15 protein-coding genes are annotated in these 14,711 nt (G+C 56.3%); 6 read left to right on the top strand and 9 right to left on the bottom strand.

Going from position 1 to position 14,711, the window contains the following annotated elements:
• Positions 1-9: 9 nt before the first annotated feature.
• Positions 10-411 (top strand): hypothetical protein, encoded by a 402-nt coding sequence (locus FAES_RS25705; protein WP_041258404.1) that lies wholly within the window; start codon positions 10-12, stop codon positions 409-411.
• 6 nt (positions 412-417) lie between these two features.
• Here FAES_RS25705 and FAES_RS25700 read toward each other — a convergent pair whose 3' ends face one another.
• The 7 genes from FAES_RS25700 to FAES_RS25670 all read right to left on the bottom strand — a co-directional run bounded on the left by FAES_RS25700 (position 418) and on the right by FAES_RS25670 (position 7,086).
• A complete protein-coding gene (locus FAES_RS25700) occupies positions 418-945 on the bottom strand; it encodes an O-acetyl-ADP-ribose deacetylase (protein ID WP_015334126.1) in 528 nt (175 codons plus the stop codon).
• A complete protein-coding gene (locus tag FAES_RS25695; protein ID WP_015334125.1) occupies positions 942-2,699 on the bottom strand; it encodes a hypothetical protein in 1,758 nt (585 codons plus the stop codon). The genes FAES_RS25700 and FAES_RS25695 overlap by 4 nt, the downstream gene beginning before the upstream one ends.
• Before the next feature lie 23 nt (positions 2,700-2,722).
• Positions 2,723-4,366 carry a S8 family serine peptidase gene (locus FAES_RS25690; RefSeq protein WP_015334124.1) on the bottom strand — a complete coding sequence of 548 codons (1,644 nt, stop codon included), beginning with the start codon at positions 4,364-4,366 and terminating at the stop codon, positions 2,723-2,725.
• The gene (locus FAES_RS25685) at positions 4,353-5,042 is read right to left on the bottom strand and encodes a hypothetical protein (RefSeq protein ID WP_015334123.1); all 690 of its coding nucleotides are present in this window, start codon (positions 5,040-5,042) and stop codon (positions 4,353-4,355) included. The genes FAES_RS25690 and FAES_RS25685 overlap by 14 nt, the downstream gene beginning before the upstream one ends.
• A gap of 98 nt (positions 5,043-5,140) precedes the next feature.
• Entirely contained in the window at positions 5,141-5,797 is a 657-nt protein-coding gene (locus FAES_RS25680) for a response regulator transcription factor (RefSeq protein ID WP_015334122.1), read from the bottom strand.
• 12 nt (positions 5,798-5,809) lie between these two features.
• Positions 5,810-6,646, bottom strand: a complete 837-nt coding sequence (locus FAES_RS25675; RefSeq protein WP_229364536.1) for a sensor histidine kinase — start codon at positions 6,644-6,646, stop codon at positions 5,810-5,812.
• A 113-nt stretch (positions 6,647-6,759) separates the two neighbouring features.
• Entirely contained in the window at positions 6,760-7,086 is a 327-nt protein-coding gene (locus FAES_RS25670) for a HesB/IscA family protein (RefSeq protein ID WP_015334120.1), read from the bottom strand.
• Between the two features lie 112 nt (positions 7,087-7,198).
• Between FAES_RS25670 and mce the strand changes: the two genes are divergently transcribed.
• Entirely contained in the window at positions 7,199-7,615 is a 417-nt protein-coding gene (gene mce, locus FAES_RS25665) for a methylmalonyl-CoA epimerase (protein WP_015334119.1), read from the top strand.
• Between the two features lie 306 nt (positions 7,616-7,921).
• Here the strand turns inward: mce and FAES_RS25660 are convergent, their stop codons facing one another.
• Entirely contained in the window at positions 7,922-8,587 is a 666-nt protein-coding gene (locus FAES_RS25660; RefSeq protein ID WP_015334118.1) for an ABC transporter ATP-binding protein, read from the bottom strand.
• A gap of 152 nt (positions 8,588-8,739) precedes the next feature.
• Between FAES_RS25660 and sucC the strand changes: the two genes are divergently transcribed.
• Positions 8,740-9,957, top strand: coding sequence for an ADP-forming succinate--CoA ligase subunit beta (gene sucC / locus FAES_RS25655; RefSeq protein WP_015334117.1), 1,218 nt, complete (start codon positions 8,740-8,742; stop codon positions 9,955-9,957).
• Positions 9,958-10,097: 140 nt separating this feature from the next.
• Here sucC and FAES_RS25650 read toward each other — a convergent pair whose 3' ends face one another.
• Positions 10,098-10,916 carry a M48 family metallopeptidase gene (locus tag FAES_RS25650; protein ID WP_041258402.1) on the bottom strand — a complete coding sequence of 273 codons (819 nt, stop codon included), beginning with the start codon at positions 10,914-10,916 and terminating at the stop codon, positions 10,098-10,100.
• A 249-nt stretch (positions 10,917-11,165) separates the two neighbouring features.
• Between FAES_RS25650 and FAES_RS25645 the strand changes: the two genes are divergently transcribed.
• The 3 genes from FAES_RS25645 (at position 11,166) to FAES_RS25635 (ending at position 14,678) form a co-directional block, all read left to right on the top strand.
• A complete protein-coding gene (locus tag FAES_RS25645) occupies positions 11,166-11,777 on the top strand; it encodes a fumarylacetoacetate hydrolase family protein (RefSeq protein WP_015334115.1) in 612 nt (203 codons plus the stop codon).
• Positions 11,778-11,860: 83 nt separating this feature from the next.
• Positions 11,861-12,571: a glycosyltransferase family 2 protein gene (locus tag FAES_RS25640; RefSeq protein ID WP_015334114.1), complete on the top strand. Its 711-nt coding sequence runs from the start codon at positions 11,861-11,863 to the stop codon at positions 12,569-12,571.
• Between the two features lie 91 nt (positions 12,572-12,662).
• Positions 12,663-14,678: a M23 family metallopeptidase gene (locus tag FAES_RS25635; RefSeq protein ID WP_015334113.1), complete on the top strand. Its 2,016-nt coding sequence runs from the start codon at positions 12,663-12,665 to the stop codon at positions 14,676-14,678.
• Positions 14,679-14,711 lie beyond the last annotated feature (33 nt).

Below are 14,711 nucleotides of genomic sequence, written 5' to 3'. Positions count from 1 at the left end.
CAGAACGCTATGAAACTGGTATTCTCACTGCTGGCTGGCCTAGGGCTGCTGGCCTGCGGCAACGATACGGCGGCGCAGGACGATGCCAAACTCCGCAACGATCCGACCTACTCGACGCATAACTACAAGCATCCCAACAAGGCGGCGGCGGCCCGGCGCTGGGAAGGCGATAAGGGCGTTGAGGTTCGGCCGCCTTACGGCCCCGCCAACCGGCAGACTAGCTATAAAAATCAGGCACCCAACCAGCTGCCCTCGGGTGGTATCACGGTTGATCACGTGACTGACGAAGGGCTGGCCAACCGGAATTATAAGGCCCAGAACCAGAAGACCCGGTCTACTGAATCGAGCGAAGGGGAAGTGGCCCGGAAGCGGGAGAAAGCCCCTAAAAGCGGTTCAACAATGGGCGAGTAAACGGGGCTACAGCTTGGCCAATGCCTGTGCATATAAGGTGTAATTGTCCGCATCGAAGCAGACAAAATACACCGTCTCAATAGCTTGATTAGTTTCTAGGAAGCCTGCTACGGTGCGAATCGCCACCTGGCAGGCTTCGTCTTTTGGGTAACCGTAGATGCCCGTGCTAATGTTGGGAAAGGCAACCGTTTTTAGCCCGTGCTGAACGGCTACCTCCAGTGATCGCACATAGCAACTGGCCAACAGAGCCGGTTCGTTCAGTTGACCCCCGTTCCAGACGGGGCCTACCGTGTGAATGACGTACCTGGCTGGCAGGCGATAGCCTTTTGTGAGCTTGGCGTTGCCGGTTTTGCAGCCACCCAACAGGCGGCATTCCTGCACCAACTCGGGGCCCGCCGCCCGGTGAATAGCCCCATCGACGCCGCCCCCACCCAGCAAACTACTATTGGCCGCATTGACGATGGCATCCACCGCCAGTTTGGTGATATCGCCTTGCCGAAGCTCGATCGTAGCGTGTTGGTAGGGAAAGGTCATTGGCGCGCTAAAGCGGGTGATTGATACAGGAAAAAGGCGGGCCAATAGGCCTCGGTCCAGAAGATTCGTACCGGTTGCCGGTTGGGCAGTGCCTCGTAGGTAACCAGGTAGTCGTACTGTCCTTTATCGAAATCGGCCATGGCGCTGGCTTTGTCGATAAAGTAATTCACAAACCCGGGGTAGTCGGTATACACGAAGGAATCGGGGAACCGGCCTGCCGGAGTATAGCGAGCCAGAACCTGCCGTTGCAGCACCGCCAGCCGCTCGTCTTCTGATAACGTAGCCACCATGGCTATCGGTACGTCTCCCTCTACCTTTCCACCCAATTGCCGTTTGTATTTAACCTGGGTCAGGGTCATATCCTGAATGTTGCTCAGCTCACGAGCCAGAGTTTTCTGGCTGCGTGGGGCCACATTATCGAAGATGGGATCAATGAGCACCCGCTTGGAGTCGGGTAGGGTTTTCAGGTACGTTACCACGTCCCACATGGGGTTGCTGATGAACGACGCCCGTACCATATCCCAGCCTTCGTAGGCATTGGCCATCACATATATGGCCAGCAGTCCATACATAACCCAGATCCGGTTCGTGGCGCGGTAGAGCCAATACAGGCCATACAGCAGCGGAAAAAGGGTCAGACACCGAATGGGCAGCGTATGGGTGTGGTAGATCTTTGAGGCATGAAAGATGGTGACCGTCAGAAACAACAGGTTGCCCAGCAGCAGAGCCGCAACACCGCGCTTTGGATAAAAACGCCAGAAGGCCACGCTGCCGATCACGATGAGCGCGGCCTGCCAGACGGTGGGGGTACCCAGCACACTATCGCGTATATACGTCCAATTGAAATAAGTTGGTTGTGGCGCTCCGTTTACCTTCTGGAGCATACCACCCAGAAAGGCCTTCAGCACCACAAAGCTGTCGGTAAACAGGAACGGCATGGCGAGCAACGTGCAGAGTAGCAACAACGCCAACGTACCCACCGCCCGGCGCAGGCTAAAGCCCATTTGGAGCAGCAAGCCACCCAGCAAAAACGGAAACGTAAAGACAAACAGCAGCCGTTGACTGATCATCAGCGCCATCACGCCCAGCACGATCACCGGCAAGCGCCAGGACCCTTCCCGAAAGTTGCCCACTAAGACCAGCAGACTGGCTACCGCAAACAGCGCATAGGCAAGCCCCTCAGGCCGCACCACAGGAGCGCCAGCCAGCACATCGAACGACAGGCATAGCAACACCACCAGCGGAAACCGCATGACGCGGGGCAACAGCGCTACCTGACTTTTGTAAATAAGTTGAATGCACCAAAAGAGCAGTCCGAAGACCAGCAGAAGCTGTACGGTCCGTCCAGCCACCAGCAACGGTACGCGATCGGTGAGGTATGTATAGACGGTTTTGTCAACGATGCCGAACGCATCGACGGCGGTAAGTGGGCCAGACGTGGCAGCGGCCAGCAGGTTCAGACCACATTGCCCGATGGCGAGTACATAGAAAACCAGCACCATCGGAATGCCTGGCCAGTCGAGGCAACGGGGGGTAGCTCCGTAGAGCATAAAGACACCCGAGTCGGCAATGAACTGCTCGTCGGTCGTGAAGTAGCCGCTTAGTGGCGGTCGTACGTAACTGATGAACAGGGCGAAGCCGAGTGACAGGGCAAAGGCCAGATAACTCCAGCGCAGGGTGGCTGTCTCCGGTTGGCTGTAGGGAGAAAGTGGGTGTACAGTAGGCTCAGGTAAAGTTGGTGGAGATAGACGCATAAGCAAATATCACTACGTTTCGATTATAGGCGCAGGTATTTTACTGTTCGTGACTTCGTATTGGTCGTCATGGTCAGCAGATACAGGCCACGTTCCATAAACGGGACACTGAACGATTGGCCAGAGAGCAGTCGCTCCTGGTAAACAAGCCGGCCCGTCAGGTCGGTGACGCGGATGGTGGCTTCCTGGCCAGGGTCTGTTTCACTCCAGAATACGTTGAGCGGGTCGAGACCGCTGACGGGATTTGGGTACACCGACACGGCAGGGGCATCGGCCCCGTAATGAGACCGGGCAATCGCCGTGGCTCGGTTAAATGAAGGTATCCCGTAACCATAAAAAGGGTTGGGCGAACTAGCCTGAGAGCCCGACAGGCGAAGGCTTTCACGTACCTGAGCGGCTGTGAGGCGTGGGTTGGCCTGCCAGAAACCCGTTGCCAGTGCCGCCACCAGGGGCGACGAAAACGACGTGCCATTCCCACTAACGATAGTACCATTGGGTGAGCCCAGAACGGTGCCGACGCCCAGCGCAACCAGATCGGGCTTCAGGCGGCCGTTGGGCGTTGGGCCAATCGAACTGAAACCGGCCAATTGCTCGGTTCGGTCGATGGCGCCAATTGACAAAATTGACGGCGAATCGGCCGGAGCGCCAATGTACCGCCAGGCGCTGTTACCCTCGTTACCCGCCGAATTAACCACCACAATGCCCGCTTCGCCCGCCCAGGTCGCCGCCCGGCTGACCAGGGTTCGGGTGCCGGTCAGGTCGGCATAGGTGTGGTTGTCGGCGGGGTTGTCGAAGGTGGTATAGCCTAGCGAGGAGTTCAGCACGTCGACGCCGACGCTGTCGGCATATTCGGCTCCCAAAAGCCAATAAGCCTCTTCAACGGGGTTTTCGGTAGCCGCCACCTCGGTCCGTAGCAGTACGTAGGAAGCCTTGAACGCCGGGCCGTAAAACTGATTGGGCAGTTCACCCGCCATCACCGACAACACATTCAGGCCGTGGGTGTCATCGTCGTAAACGTCGGCTTCGCGGTCGGCAAAATCATAGGTAGCCACAATGCGTTGTTCGGCGAACAGGTTTTGCAGAAAAGGCACCTGATTGGCCCGCAGAAAGCCAGCATCCAGAATGCCCACGAGCATGCCTTCGCCCCGAAAGCCCTGCGCATGCATCTGATCGACGCCCAGTTGCCGAAGCTGAAAATCGGCCTGCCCGTAGCTGGGTATCGTTTCACTAAACTTCTGGGTACGTTGCTGAGCATCGACGCTGGCGTTCTGGCGGGCATTCACATTGTTGAGCACCCGTCCCGTTTCCAGGCCCTGTACGTAGGGTAGAGCCAGCAACGTGGGCAATAGCGCCGAATTGGCTTCGACCAGCGCCGCATTGAGCCACCGTGAGGTATAGAGTACCCGCGCCCCGGCCTGCCGCAGCCCTTGCACATAGGCCGGGGTTACGGGCAGATCGCGGCTGGTAATAGGAAGGCCCTGCCGTTGCCGCCGCGCTACCGATCGGGCCGATAAAAACTGCGTGGGCTGGCCGGTAGTGAAGGGCGTGTTGGCCTTGTCACGAAACAGGAGCAGGTATTGGCCGAGCCGTTGCGCCTGGATGGGTCGAGCACCCACCAGCCACATGCTCAGCACCAGTAAGCCAACCAACCACCTATTCCTTTCCATATGCTACCAGTCTGAACACCTGCCGCACGCCAAAATCGATCTGTGCTTTGCCGAGGCAAGCCCCCGTTGAACAATAGTGAAACTGAGCCCGCTCCTTATAAACCAATCCGAGCTGCCGGGCATAGACTTCTACCCGTTTGTCGCGCGAGACCAGCGTCGAATCGTCCTGCTGAACGACCTGCACCGTTTCGTCAAACGACTGACTGCCAATTGTGTATGGTTGACGTACCTGCCGGGTCTGATACTGGTCGTCATCGTACTGATTGAACTGATTGCCGTTCCAGCGGTCACGTTCCTGAACCGGGAATTGCAGTTTTACGAAATCAACGCCGTTTTCGGTGCGGATGGCGGCGCGGTCGGTGAGGCGGGCTGTCCAGAGCGAGTCGGGCGTCCAGGTGGCCGCGGCCGTAGCCCGGCGGTAGCGTTGCAGCCGATAGGCGGTTTGGCCCGTCACGTCGGTGTAGCTGTTGCCAACGGTCTCCTTAAGCTGATAAGTCGTGGTGGTGGGGGCCGCGGTTAGCGAGTAGCGTTGTTCCGTCACGTCATATACGATAAACCGACCCGTTTCCAAAGGCATAAAATCCGGGCCCAGGCTAACGGGCTCTGTCGTCGGCGTGGTGCAGCCTAAGAGAGCTACCGAGCCAAGCCCCACGATACAAGCGGATATGTAACGCATACGGCAAATTACTACGTTTTCAGGCTGATTGGGCCATTTTTGCCCAGCCAGCCTCTATAACCAGTTGATAGTAAGCCGTTACTGGCCAGGAACCCCGTCTACACCAGATCGTTCTTGAAGGCGTAGGCGACCATCCCGGCCGTGTTTTTGGTGCCGGTTTTTTCGAGAATGCGCAGCCGATGCCCCTCAACCGTACGCGGACTCAGGAAAATGCGGTCGCTGATTTCAGCCGTAGAAAGGCCTTCGCAAATCAGTTTCAGCACCTCTTTTTCGCGCTCCGAGAGTAAAATCTTGCTGTTGTACAACGTTGACTGCTTCACGACCGTCGTTTTGTTGGTCATTTTCCGCAGCATGGCCCGCGACACAAACTCGTTGAGGTACACCCCTTCGTCCATCACCTTTCGAACGGCCTTCTCCACTTCATCGGGATCGGAGTCTTTTAGTAAGTAGCCGCTTACGCCTTTCTCCAGCAGGTGCAGCACCATACGGTCTTCGTCGTGCATCGTCAGCACGATGATCTTGATGAGCGGGTAATGTTCACGCAGGTAATCGGCCGTGGCGGTGCCATCCAGCACCGGCATTTGCAGGTCGAGCAGCACGACGTCGGGCATCTTGCGGGGTATTTTTTCGATAAACTCCTGCCCATTACTGGCTTCCAGCACCAGCTCAAAATCGGCTACCTGCCCCAGAATAGAGGCAATACCCCGCCGGAATAAATTGTGGTCATCGACCAACGCTAATTTGATGTTAGCCATGATAAAGGCTGCCTAATGACTACGCGTTTCAACATGGACGCGGGAACCACGCCCCGGCGCCACATCGAACGTTACATGTCCGTCTACTACGCTCAATCGACTCTCAATATTCCGCAAACCTAACCCACTGCGTTGATCTTTCACCACGTCGTCGTAATCAAAACCCTGCCCATTATCAATCACCGACATCCTGACGGCATCTTCGATGCAGACAAACTGCACCTCGATCAGCGTGGCCGAAGCGTGCTTGATCGCGTTATTAAGCAATTCCTGTGCAATGCGGTAAAACATCAGTTCCTGCGCCGTGGTCAGCCGTTGCAGCGTGCTGGGCGATTCGAGGGTCACGGTGATGTCGGGCGTGCTGGCTTTTTCGGTGAGTTCTTCGATGGCGGCCAGCAGGCCAAAGCGTTCCAGCGTCGTCGGCACCAGATCGCGGCTGATGCGGCGCACATTGCTCATGGTTTCGTCGAGCAGGGCGCGGGTTTTCTGCACCTGCTGCGTGCTCAGTTCCAGATCGACCGATTCGTCGCGGTCAACGCCCCCGTTGATGGGCTGCTCTGCTAACACGGCCAGTCGTCGCTCCAGTTGGTTGAGGCTCAGCTTAGTCACCGAGAGCATCGTGCCGATCTCGTCGTGCAGGTCGCGGGCGAGGCGGCGGCGTTCCGCTTCCTGACCCTGGAAGGTGGCTTCCATGAGTTCCTTCCGGTTGGCTTCGCGGAGTTCGTTGAGCGCAAGCAGGTGACGTACCTGGCGGTTCTGATAGAATGCTACGAAGAGGATGATGAACAACGTCATCACCACCAACATGGCCGACCCAACGGCAATGTATAGCTTCATGTACAGATCCAAAGCGCAAATGGGGTTTAAGCAGCTTATAAATATAAAAAACCACCCCTAAACCGCACGGTCGGGGTGGCCTATTTTAGAGTATTCGGTCTGAGAAATGATGCAAACGGTGCGCCTCAGACAGCAAAGCTCTCTCCGCAGCCACAGGTACGTGACGCATTGGGGTTTTTAAACTGGAAGCCTTTGCCGTTCAACCCATCCGAAAAATCGAGTTCGGTGCCGGCCAGATACAGCAGACTTTTGCGGTCAACGTAGATCCGAATCCCTTTATCTTCCACAACATGGTCGGTTGGTTGCTGTGCCGTGTCGAACTGAAGATCATACATCAGCCCTGAGCAACCGCCGCCCTGCACTGCCACCCGGATGGCGTAATTATCGTTAAGGCCGTCTTTCTGGCGTAGTTCCACAATTTTATTCTTGGCCTGTTCAGTTACCGTAACCATGTTTGTATAGCTCGTTTCAGGCAAAACAACAGGTTGAAAGGCCAAAGTTCACGAGCCGCGCTTATTTGGCCCACCGGGTCAGCTTCCTATACACTCTGAACTCTGCACAGCTATGTTTACCAACGTCGAACACATCGGTATCGCCGTCCGCGATCTGGCCACTTCCAATGACCTGTTTAGCCTGCTGCTCAACAGCCAGCCCTATAAAGCCGAGGAAGTCGCGTCGGAAGGCGTCATGACGTCTTTTTTTCAGGTCAATCAGACCAAGATCGAATTGTTGGCCGCTACCCGGCCCGATAGCCCTATTGCCACGTACCTGGAAAAGCGGGGGGAGGGCATTCACCATCTGGCCTTCGAGGTCGATGATATCCGGGCCGAAATGGAGCGGCTGAAAGCGGCGGGATTTACGCTGCTGAATGACGTACCCAAGCGGGGAGCCGACAATAAGCTTGTCTGTTTCCTACACCCCAAAACGGCCAATGGGGTACTGGTTGAACTGTGCCAGACGATAAAACAGGAAACCCTGTAAGGCTTTTGACGACCTTACAGGGCTACAAACAAAAAAGCCAAGCGAGACTCCCCCTTGGCTTTCTGATTTACTCAACGTTATGAAAAACTTTTCTTTTCGATACAAGTATAAAACACAATTCTGAATTAATGGTTCGTCGGCCTATAAATTCATGTAGTAAACTGTGTAAGTGGTTATTTATCAAGTAGCTATGTTGTATTAAAAATTGATTAAAACTGCTTTTTCCGGGTATTTAATACTATAACAGGTGGCTTGGTGTCTGGGTAAAGACACTCAATGGGGTGCGGATTTATACTCAATTAGGGCTTATTCGGTCTTTACAACGTGGCCATCGCGCAACGTGATCGACCGGTCGGCCAGCATAGCCAGCGTTTCGTTGTGCGTTACGATGATGAAGGTTTGGCCGAAGGTATCCCGCAAGTCGAAAAACAGTTGGTGAAGCTCTTCGGCGTTGCGGGAGTCAAGGTTGCCACTGGGCTCATCGGCAAACACGACGGCCGGCTGATTGATCAGTGCGCGGGCTACGGCTACCCGCTGCTGCTCCCCTCCCGACAGCTGAGCGGGGAAATGCTGCTGCCGGTCAGCCAGGCCCAGGCGGCTAAGCAACTCGGCGGCCCGCTGCCGCACGGCTTTTTCATCGCGCCCCCCAATGAAGCCCGGAATCGCCACATTTTCGAGGGCGGTAAACTCAGGCAGCAGGTTGTGAAACTGGAACACAAAGCCGATCTGCTCATTCCGAAAGCGGGCCAGCTGTTTGTCGGTCAACGAAAAAACATCCTGCCCGGCCAGGGTAACGGAACCACCGTCGGGGCGGTCCAACGTACCCAGGATGTGCAACAGGGTACTCTTACCCGCTCCAGAAGCCCCCACAATCGAGACGACCTCGCCCGCATCGATGGATAAACTGACGTCGTTCAGGACGGGGAGCGGCCCGTAGGCCCGGCGAAGGTTCGTAGCGTGGAGAATGGGCATTTTTCCAGTTTTCAGTTTAGCGTTTTCAGTTTGAAGTTGGCGAACGCACGAGTAATGCTGACGCGCCAGCCAACTCTAAACTGAAAACTCCAAACTGAAAACTCTTTTTCGTTTTAACTTGCGGCCCAAAATTAACGCGTGTTGCTGTCCGTATGAACATCCACGAATATCAGGGTAAAGAAATATTGAAGCGCTACGGCGTTCGGATTCAGGAAGGCATCGTGGCGGAGTCGCCCGAGAAGGCCGTTGAAGCGGCGAAGCAGATCATGGCTCAGACAAACTCGAAGTTTGTGGTCGTGAAGTCGCAAATCCACGCGGGAGGCCGCGGGAAAGGAAAAGTCAAAGGCGGCGAGCAACGCGGTGTAGCCCTGGCCAAATCGGTCGACGAGGTGCGCGATATTGCTAAAAACCTGATCGGCAACGTACTGGTTACGCACCAAACCGGCCCCGAAGGCAAGAAAGTGAACAAAGTGCTGGTCGCACAGGACGTATTCTACCCTGGCGAAACCGAGCCGAAAGAAATGTATCTGGGCATTCTGCTCGATCGTTCGAAAGCCTGCAACGTGATCATGGCCAGCACCGAAGGTGGTATGGACATTGAAGAGGTAGCCGAAAAAACACCCGAGAAAATCGTAAAAGAATGGATCGATCCGGCGGTTGGCCTGCAACCGTTTCAGGCCCGCAAAATTGCGTTTGGCCTGGGCATGACCGGCGAAGCCTTCAAAGAGATGGTCAAATTCGTGACCTCGCTCTATAAAGCTTACGTGGATACCGACGCGTCGATGTTCGAGATCAACCCCGTTCTTAAAACGTCAGACAATAAAATTATGGCGGTCGATGCCAAAGTAAACATCGACGACAACGCCCTGTACCGTCACCCCGATCTGGCCAGCTACCGCGACGTAACGGAAGAAGATCCGCTCGAAGTAGAAGCGTCGGCCAATGACCTCAACTACGTGAAACTCGACGGGAACGTGGGTTGCATGGTAAACGGCGCCGGGCTGGCGATGGCCACCATGGACATCATCAAACTGTCGGGTGGTGAGCCGGCCAACTTCCTCGACGTAGGGGGTGGCGCCAACGCCAAGACGGTGGAAGCGGGCTTCCGGATCATCCTGAAAGACCCGAACGTGAAGGCCATCCTGATCAACATCTTCGGCGGTATCGTTCGCTGCGACCGCGTAGCTACGGGCGTTGTGGAAGCCTACAAAGCCATCGGCGACATCCCGGTACCGATCATTGTCCGGTTGCAGGGTACCAACGCGGCCGAAGGTGCCAAGATCATCGACGAGTCGGGGCTGAAAGTGCAGTCGGCCGTTGAACTGAAAGAAGCCGCCGAGAAAGTTCGGCAGGTAGTAGCAGCGCTGTAAGGCTTATCTAGCCTGGAAAGTCTGTAAGAAAAGAAGTCCGTAGTCTGGAAAGTCAATGTTGTATTGCTTGCGCTGTACAAACCAATTGACTTTCCAGACTACGGACTTCTTTTCTTACAGACTTTCCAGGCTAGATAAGCCTATCGCTTATAATACTTCATGGCGTCGGGCAGCAGCTTTTGCAGGTCGGCGATCCGGCGCTCGTCAGACGGGTGATCGGAGAAGAACTCGGCAGGGGCGCGCCCGGCGCTGGCTTTGGCCATCCGGCTCCAGAACGAGATGGCCTCATTGGGGTCATAACCAGCCATAGCCATAAAAATCAGGCCCAGATGATCGGCCTCTGATTCCTGACGGCGGCTGTGTGGTAGTGCGCCGAAGAACTGGTAGGCAAGCGGCCCGCCCGTGCCAATAGCTTGCTGGAAGAGCGCCTGTACCTGAGGGGTCTTGTTGGCTGTTGCGATACCCGTAACCACCTGTCCGGCTTGAAGCAGCCCATTGGCTACCAGCCCTTCGCTCATCCGTTCGTTGCCATGCTCGGCTACAGCGTGGGATACTTCGTGGCCCAGTACGGTGGCCAACCCCGCCTCATTTTGCGTGTAGGGCAGAATGCCCGAGTACACCACAATTTTACCCCCCGGCATGCACCAGGCGTTTACCTGCCGATCCTGCACGAGGTGATACTCCCAGTTAAACCCTTCGAGGCGCTGAGCGTAGCCGTTCTGGTTCATGTAAGACTCAACGGCCCGCCGGATCCGGTCGCCCACCCGATTGACCATCTGCGCGTCGGCCGTGCTGTTGATAACTTGGCTCGTATCCAGAAAACTTTTGTACTCGGTAGCGCTCAGTTGGAGCATCTGATCGTTGGGGACTAGCAAAATCTGCTTACGGTTGGTAAGCGGCACCTTCGCGCAGGCAAAGGCGACAGTGAGCAGGACAAAGCCCAGGAATGTACGTTTCATCGTGTGTAGGGATATGTTCGTCGTATTTAATTGCCCCATAAGGACTTGCTTAAGACGCGCTTTGTTTTAGCAATGCACGCAACGGGAAAATTTGTAACCCAATTTTAACCTCAACCGCCTCCTGGTGGCCGATTCGTTGGGACCGTTTACTGGCCAAAATGCGTTACGCGTGGTTACGCCGCGTTTATCCCTTAGATTTGTGGCGAGTCCATTTGTTTAATAGCCCTTACCGTATAGGGGAACGTCTGCATGAAGATCATTGCCGTTGGCCGCAATTACGTCGAACACATCCGGGAACTGAACAACGAACAGCCCGACGACCCCGTCATTTTCACCAAGCCCGACACAGCCATTCTACGGAACAACGAGCCTTTTTATTACCCCGATTTTTCGCAGGATGTGCACCACGAGTTGGAAGTGGTCGTACGGATCAGCAAGATGGGCAAGCGCATCGAAGAACGGTTTGCGCACAAATACTACGACGAGATCGGGCTCGGAATCGATTTTACCGCCCGCGACATCCAGAGTAAGCTCAAAGCTAAGGGGCTTCCCTGGGACCTGGCTAAGGGGTTCAACGGTTCGGCACCCATCTCGGGCTTTGTGCCGAAAAGCGAATTTGCCGATATTCAGAACATCAACTTTCAGCTTGATGTCAACGGCGAAACCCGGCAGCAGGGCAATACGAGCCTGATGCTGTTCAAAATCGATTACCTCATCGCGTTTGTCTCGCGCTACTTTACCCTGCAAACCGGTGACCTCATTTTCACCGGAACGCCCAAAGGTGTTGGGCCGGTGCAGGTCGGTGACCGGCTGGTGGCTAGCCTTGAAGGCCGCGAACTGCTCAACTTTGACGTGAAATAATCACCAGGTGGTCGGTTACACACCAGCAACGCTGGCTGTGTGACTAACCGCGGGGCGTATGCCTATAAACCAGACTACACTGCTTGAAGCTATCCATACTAATCCCGGCTTATAACGAAGAGCGCACCGTCGAAGGCATTTTGCGGCGCGTGGCCGACGTTGCGTTGGCGGGTCAGGTGACCAAAGAAATTATCGTGGTTAACGACTGCTCGACGGATCAGACCGAAGCGCGCATCCGGGCGTTTCAGGCGGCTAATCCGGGAGTCGATGTGCGCTATTTTCGGCACGAGGTCAACCAGGGCAAGGGGGGCGCTATTCACACCGCCATTCGGCAGGCTACGGGCGACTACCTGATCGTGCAGGATGCCGATTTAGAGTATGACCCCGACGAATTCAACATCTTGCTGAAGCCCGTGCTGGCGGGTGTCGCCGATGTGGTCTATGGCTCGCGGTTTATGGGCGGGCGTCCCCACCGGATTCTGTTTTTCTGGCATTCGATCGGCAACAAGATCCTGACCATGCTGAGCAACGCGTTCAACAACCTGAACCTGACCGACATGGAAACCTGCTACAAGCTGATCCGGACCGACATGGTGCAGTCGATGCCCTTGCTCGAAAAGCGGTTTGGTTTTGAGCCGGAAGTCACGGCCAAACTCGCTCGTATCAAGAACATCCGGTTCTACGAAGTGGGTATTTCGTATTACGGACGTACCTACGCCGAAGGTAAAAAAATCAACTGGCAGGATGGTTTCCGGGCCATCTACTGCATCATTCGGTACGGCTTATTTCGTTAGCCTATCAAAGCCGTTGACCACCAACGGCGGAAAATAAAGCACAACCGGGCAAAGACGCCGTCGACGCTACAACTGCGGCTGATGGTGCTTCTTGTCTGTAAAATACCCTTCTCGAGTGATCGTTCGTACTGTATTGCTGCTGAGTTGGCTGGGAATCACCGCCGTATTCGCCCAATCGAAAAAGCCCTCCAGTCCGTTGATTCAGCCGGGTTATCTGGCGTTTCCGATCAATCCGGGGCAAGCCGGTTCGCTGTCGGGCGGCATGGGCGACCTGCGGGGCAATCACTTTCACGCGGGGCTCGACATCCGCACGGGTGGGGTAGAAGGGGTGCCGGTGCATGCCGCCGCCGATGGGTACGTGTCGCGCATTGCCGTGTTTACGGGCGGCTACGGAAATCTGCTCGTGCTGAAACACCCCAACGGCCTCTCGACCTACTACGGGCACCTGAAGACGCTCAATGACACGCTGGGAACGTACCTGCGCTCGGCCCAATACGCTAAACAGACGTTCGAGATCGACCTGCGCCCCGAACCCAATCAGTTCCCGGTCAAGAAAGGCGATGTGATCGCCCTGTCGGGTAACACGGGCGGATCGGGTGGGCCGCACCTGCACTTTGAAGTGCGTGATCCCAACGACAACCTCATCAACCCATTACTCTACGGTTTTTCGGAACTGAGCGACGACGTACCCCCGTATTTTGAGCGGATCGCCCTACGTACGATGACGCCCGACTCGCGACTCAACGGCGAGTTTGGCCGACAGACGTTTGTGCCCGTGCGCCGCGCTGACGGCTCTTACGCCCTGAGCCAACCTATTTCGGCGTCGGGGTTGCTGGGGATCGAACTGCTCGCCTACGACAAAGCCAACGGGTCGCCCTACCGCAACGGACTCAATTGCGTCGAAATCCGGCTCGACGGGCAGGAAGTGTTTGCCTACAGCATGAACGCCTTCCCGCACGAGCAGACCCGGTTCATCAACGTGCACATGAACTACGAGGCCGAGCAACTAACCGGCCAACGCTACCACCGCGGCTACATCGCCGATGGCAACCGGCTTAGTCTGTACCACACCAACGCTTATCGGGGGCGCCTGCCGCTACTTGATGGTAAACCGCACGAGGTAACGATCACGCTCTTCGACAGCTACGAACACGGGGCTACGCTTCGGTTTATCGTTCTGCCCGAAACGCCGCCCGCTACCCTGCCCACCGGTCCGGCGCCCGAGGTCGATACCACCGCCTTGGCTGCCCTGTCGGCCACAGCCATCCCCTCGGCGACCATTACGCCCGACGACAACGTGCTGAAACTGGCGGTGAAAGGCCTGCCAGGAACGCCGCCCAACGCCCGCCTTTATGTGGGCCGCAACGTGACCGAACTGCCCGTGGCCTACGTGCGCGATGGCAAAGCAACGTACCTGATCGACCTGAACAAAACCCTGCCAGACTCCGTGCAAGTGGGACGCGGACGGGTGCCGCTCAACTTCCGGCAGCGGGTTCTGCCCGGCCGCCCCGACGTGGTCAACGCGGGTAACGTGAGCATCCGCTTCAACGTCGAATCGCTGTTCGATACGCTCTACCTGGCCACCCGGACGCTGCCCGGCAACGTACTGGAAATTAACCAGCATACCATTCCGCTCAACGACGCCATTCATGTACGGTTCACGCCAACGTACCCGGTAGGTATCGATACCCTACGGACGAAGGTGTATGCACTCAACAACGGTCGGCAGAATTTTGTGGGCGGCACCTGGACGGGTAACCGCATCGAGTTCACGACCCGCACGCTGGGCCGGTTTGGCCTGCTCACCGACGTAACGCCACCCGCCATTCGGATTGTGAGTGCCACACCTAACGGCATCACGGCCCGGATCAGCGACGATCTGGCGGGCATTGATAAGTTCCGGGCGTTTGTCAACGGGGAGTGGTTGCTCATGCAGTATGACTACAAACGGGCGCTGATCTGGTCGGATAAGCTGGACCCGGCTACCCCTTTCGAGGCTGATACTGAAGTGAAAATCCAGGTACGTGACCGGGCGGGTAATGTGGCCGAAGCCGTCACCACGATTGCCAAACCCGCTGCGCCCCGGCCCGTAAAACGGCGGCGATAACCGCGCCGGGCAAAGGGTATGGTGGGCTGTCTG

The organism is Fibrella aestuarina BUZ 2 (assembly GCF_000331105.1).
Lineage (GTDB): Bacteria > Bacteroidota > Bacteroidia > Cytophagales > Spirosomataceae > Fibrella > Fibrella aestuarina.
Note: the sequence above shows the minus strand (reverse complement) of the source record. Positions and strands in the feature narration are given on the sequence as shown.

What these genes read in the sequence shown, in the direction of transcription:
- FAES_RS25660 (WP_015334118.1), bottom strand. Translation starts at nt 8,587, where the DNA reads ATGCCCATTCTCCACGCTACGAACCTTCGCCGGGCCTACGGGCCGCTC.
- sucC (WP_015334117.1), top strand. Translation starts at nt 8,740, where the DNA reads ATGAACATCCACGAATATCAGGGTAAAGAAATATTGAAGCGCTACGGC.
- FAES_RS25645 (WP_015334115.1), top strand. Translation starts at nt 11,166, where the DNA reads ATGAAGATCATTGCCGTTGGCCGCAATTACGTCGAACACATCCGGGAA.
- FAES_RS25680 (WP_015334122.1), bottom strand. Translation starts at nt 5,797, where the DNA reads ATGGCTAACATCAAATTAGCGTTGGTCGATGACCACAATTTATTCCGG.
- FAES_RS25705 (WP_041258404.1), top strand. Translation starts at nt 10, where the DNA reads ATGAAACTGGTATTCTCACTGCTGGCTGGCCTAGGGCTGCTGGCCTGC.
- FAES_RS25690 (WP_015334124.1), bottom strand. Translation starts at nt 4,366, where the DNA reads ATGGAAAGGAATAGGTGGTTGGTTGGCTTACTGGTGCTGAGCATGTGG.
- FAES_RS25685 (WP_015334123.1), bottom strand. Translation starts at nt 5,042, where the DNA reads ATGCGTTACATATCCGCTTGTATCGTGGGGCTTGGCTCGGTAGCTCTC.
- mce (WP_015334119.1), top strand. Translation starts at nt 7,199, where the DNA reads ATGTTTACCAACGTCGAACACATCGGTATCGCCGTCCGCGATCTGGCC.
- FAES_RS25650 (WP_041258402.1), bottom strand. Translation starts at nt 10,916, where the DNA reads ATGAAACGTACATTCCTGGGCTTTGTCCTGCTCACTGTCGCCTTTGCC.
- FAES_RS25670 (WP_015334120.1), bottom strand. Translation starts at nt 7,086, where the DNA reads ATGGTTACGGTAACTGAACAGGCCAAGAATAAAATTGTGGAACTACGC.
- FAES_RS25695 (WP_015334125.1), bottom strand. Translation starts at nt 2,699, where the DNA reads ATGCGTCTATCTCCACCAACTTTACCTGAGCCTACTGTACACCCACTT.
- FAES_RS25700 (WP_015334126.1), bottom strand. Translation starts at nt 945, where the DNA reads ATGACCTTTCCCTACCAACACGCTACGATCGAGCTTCGGCAAGGCGAT.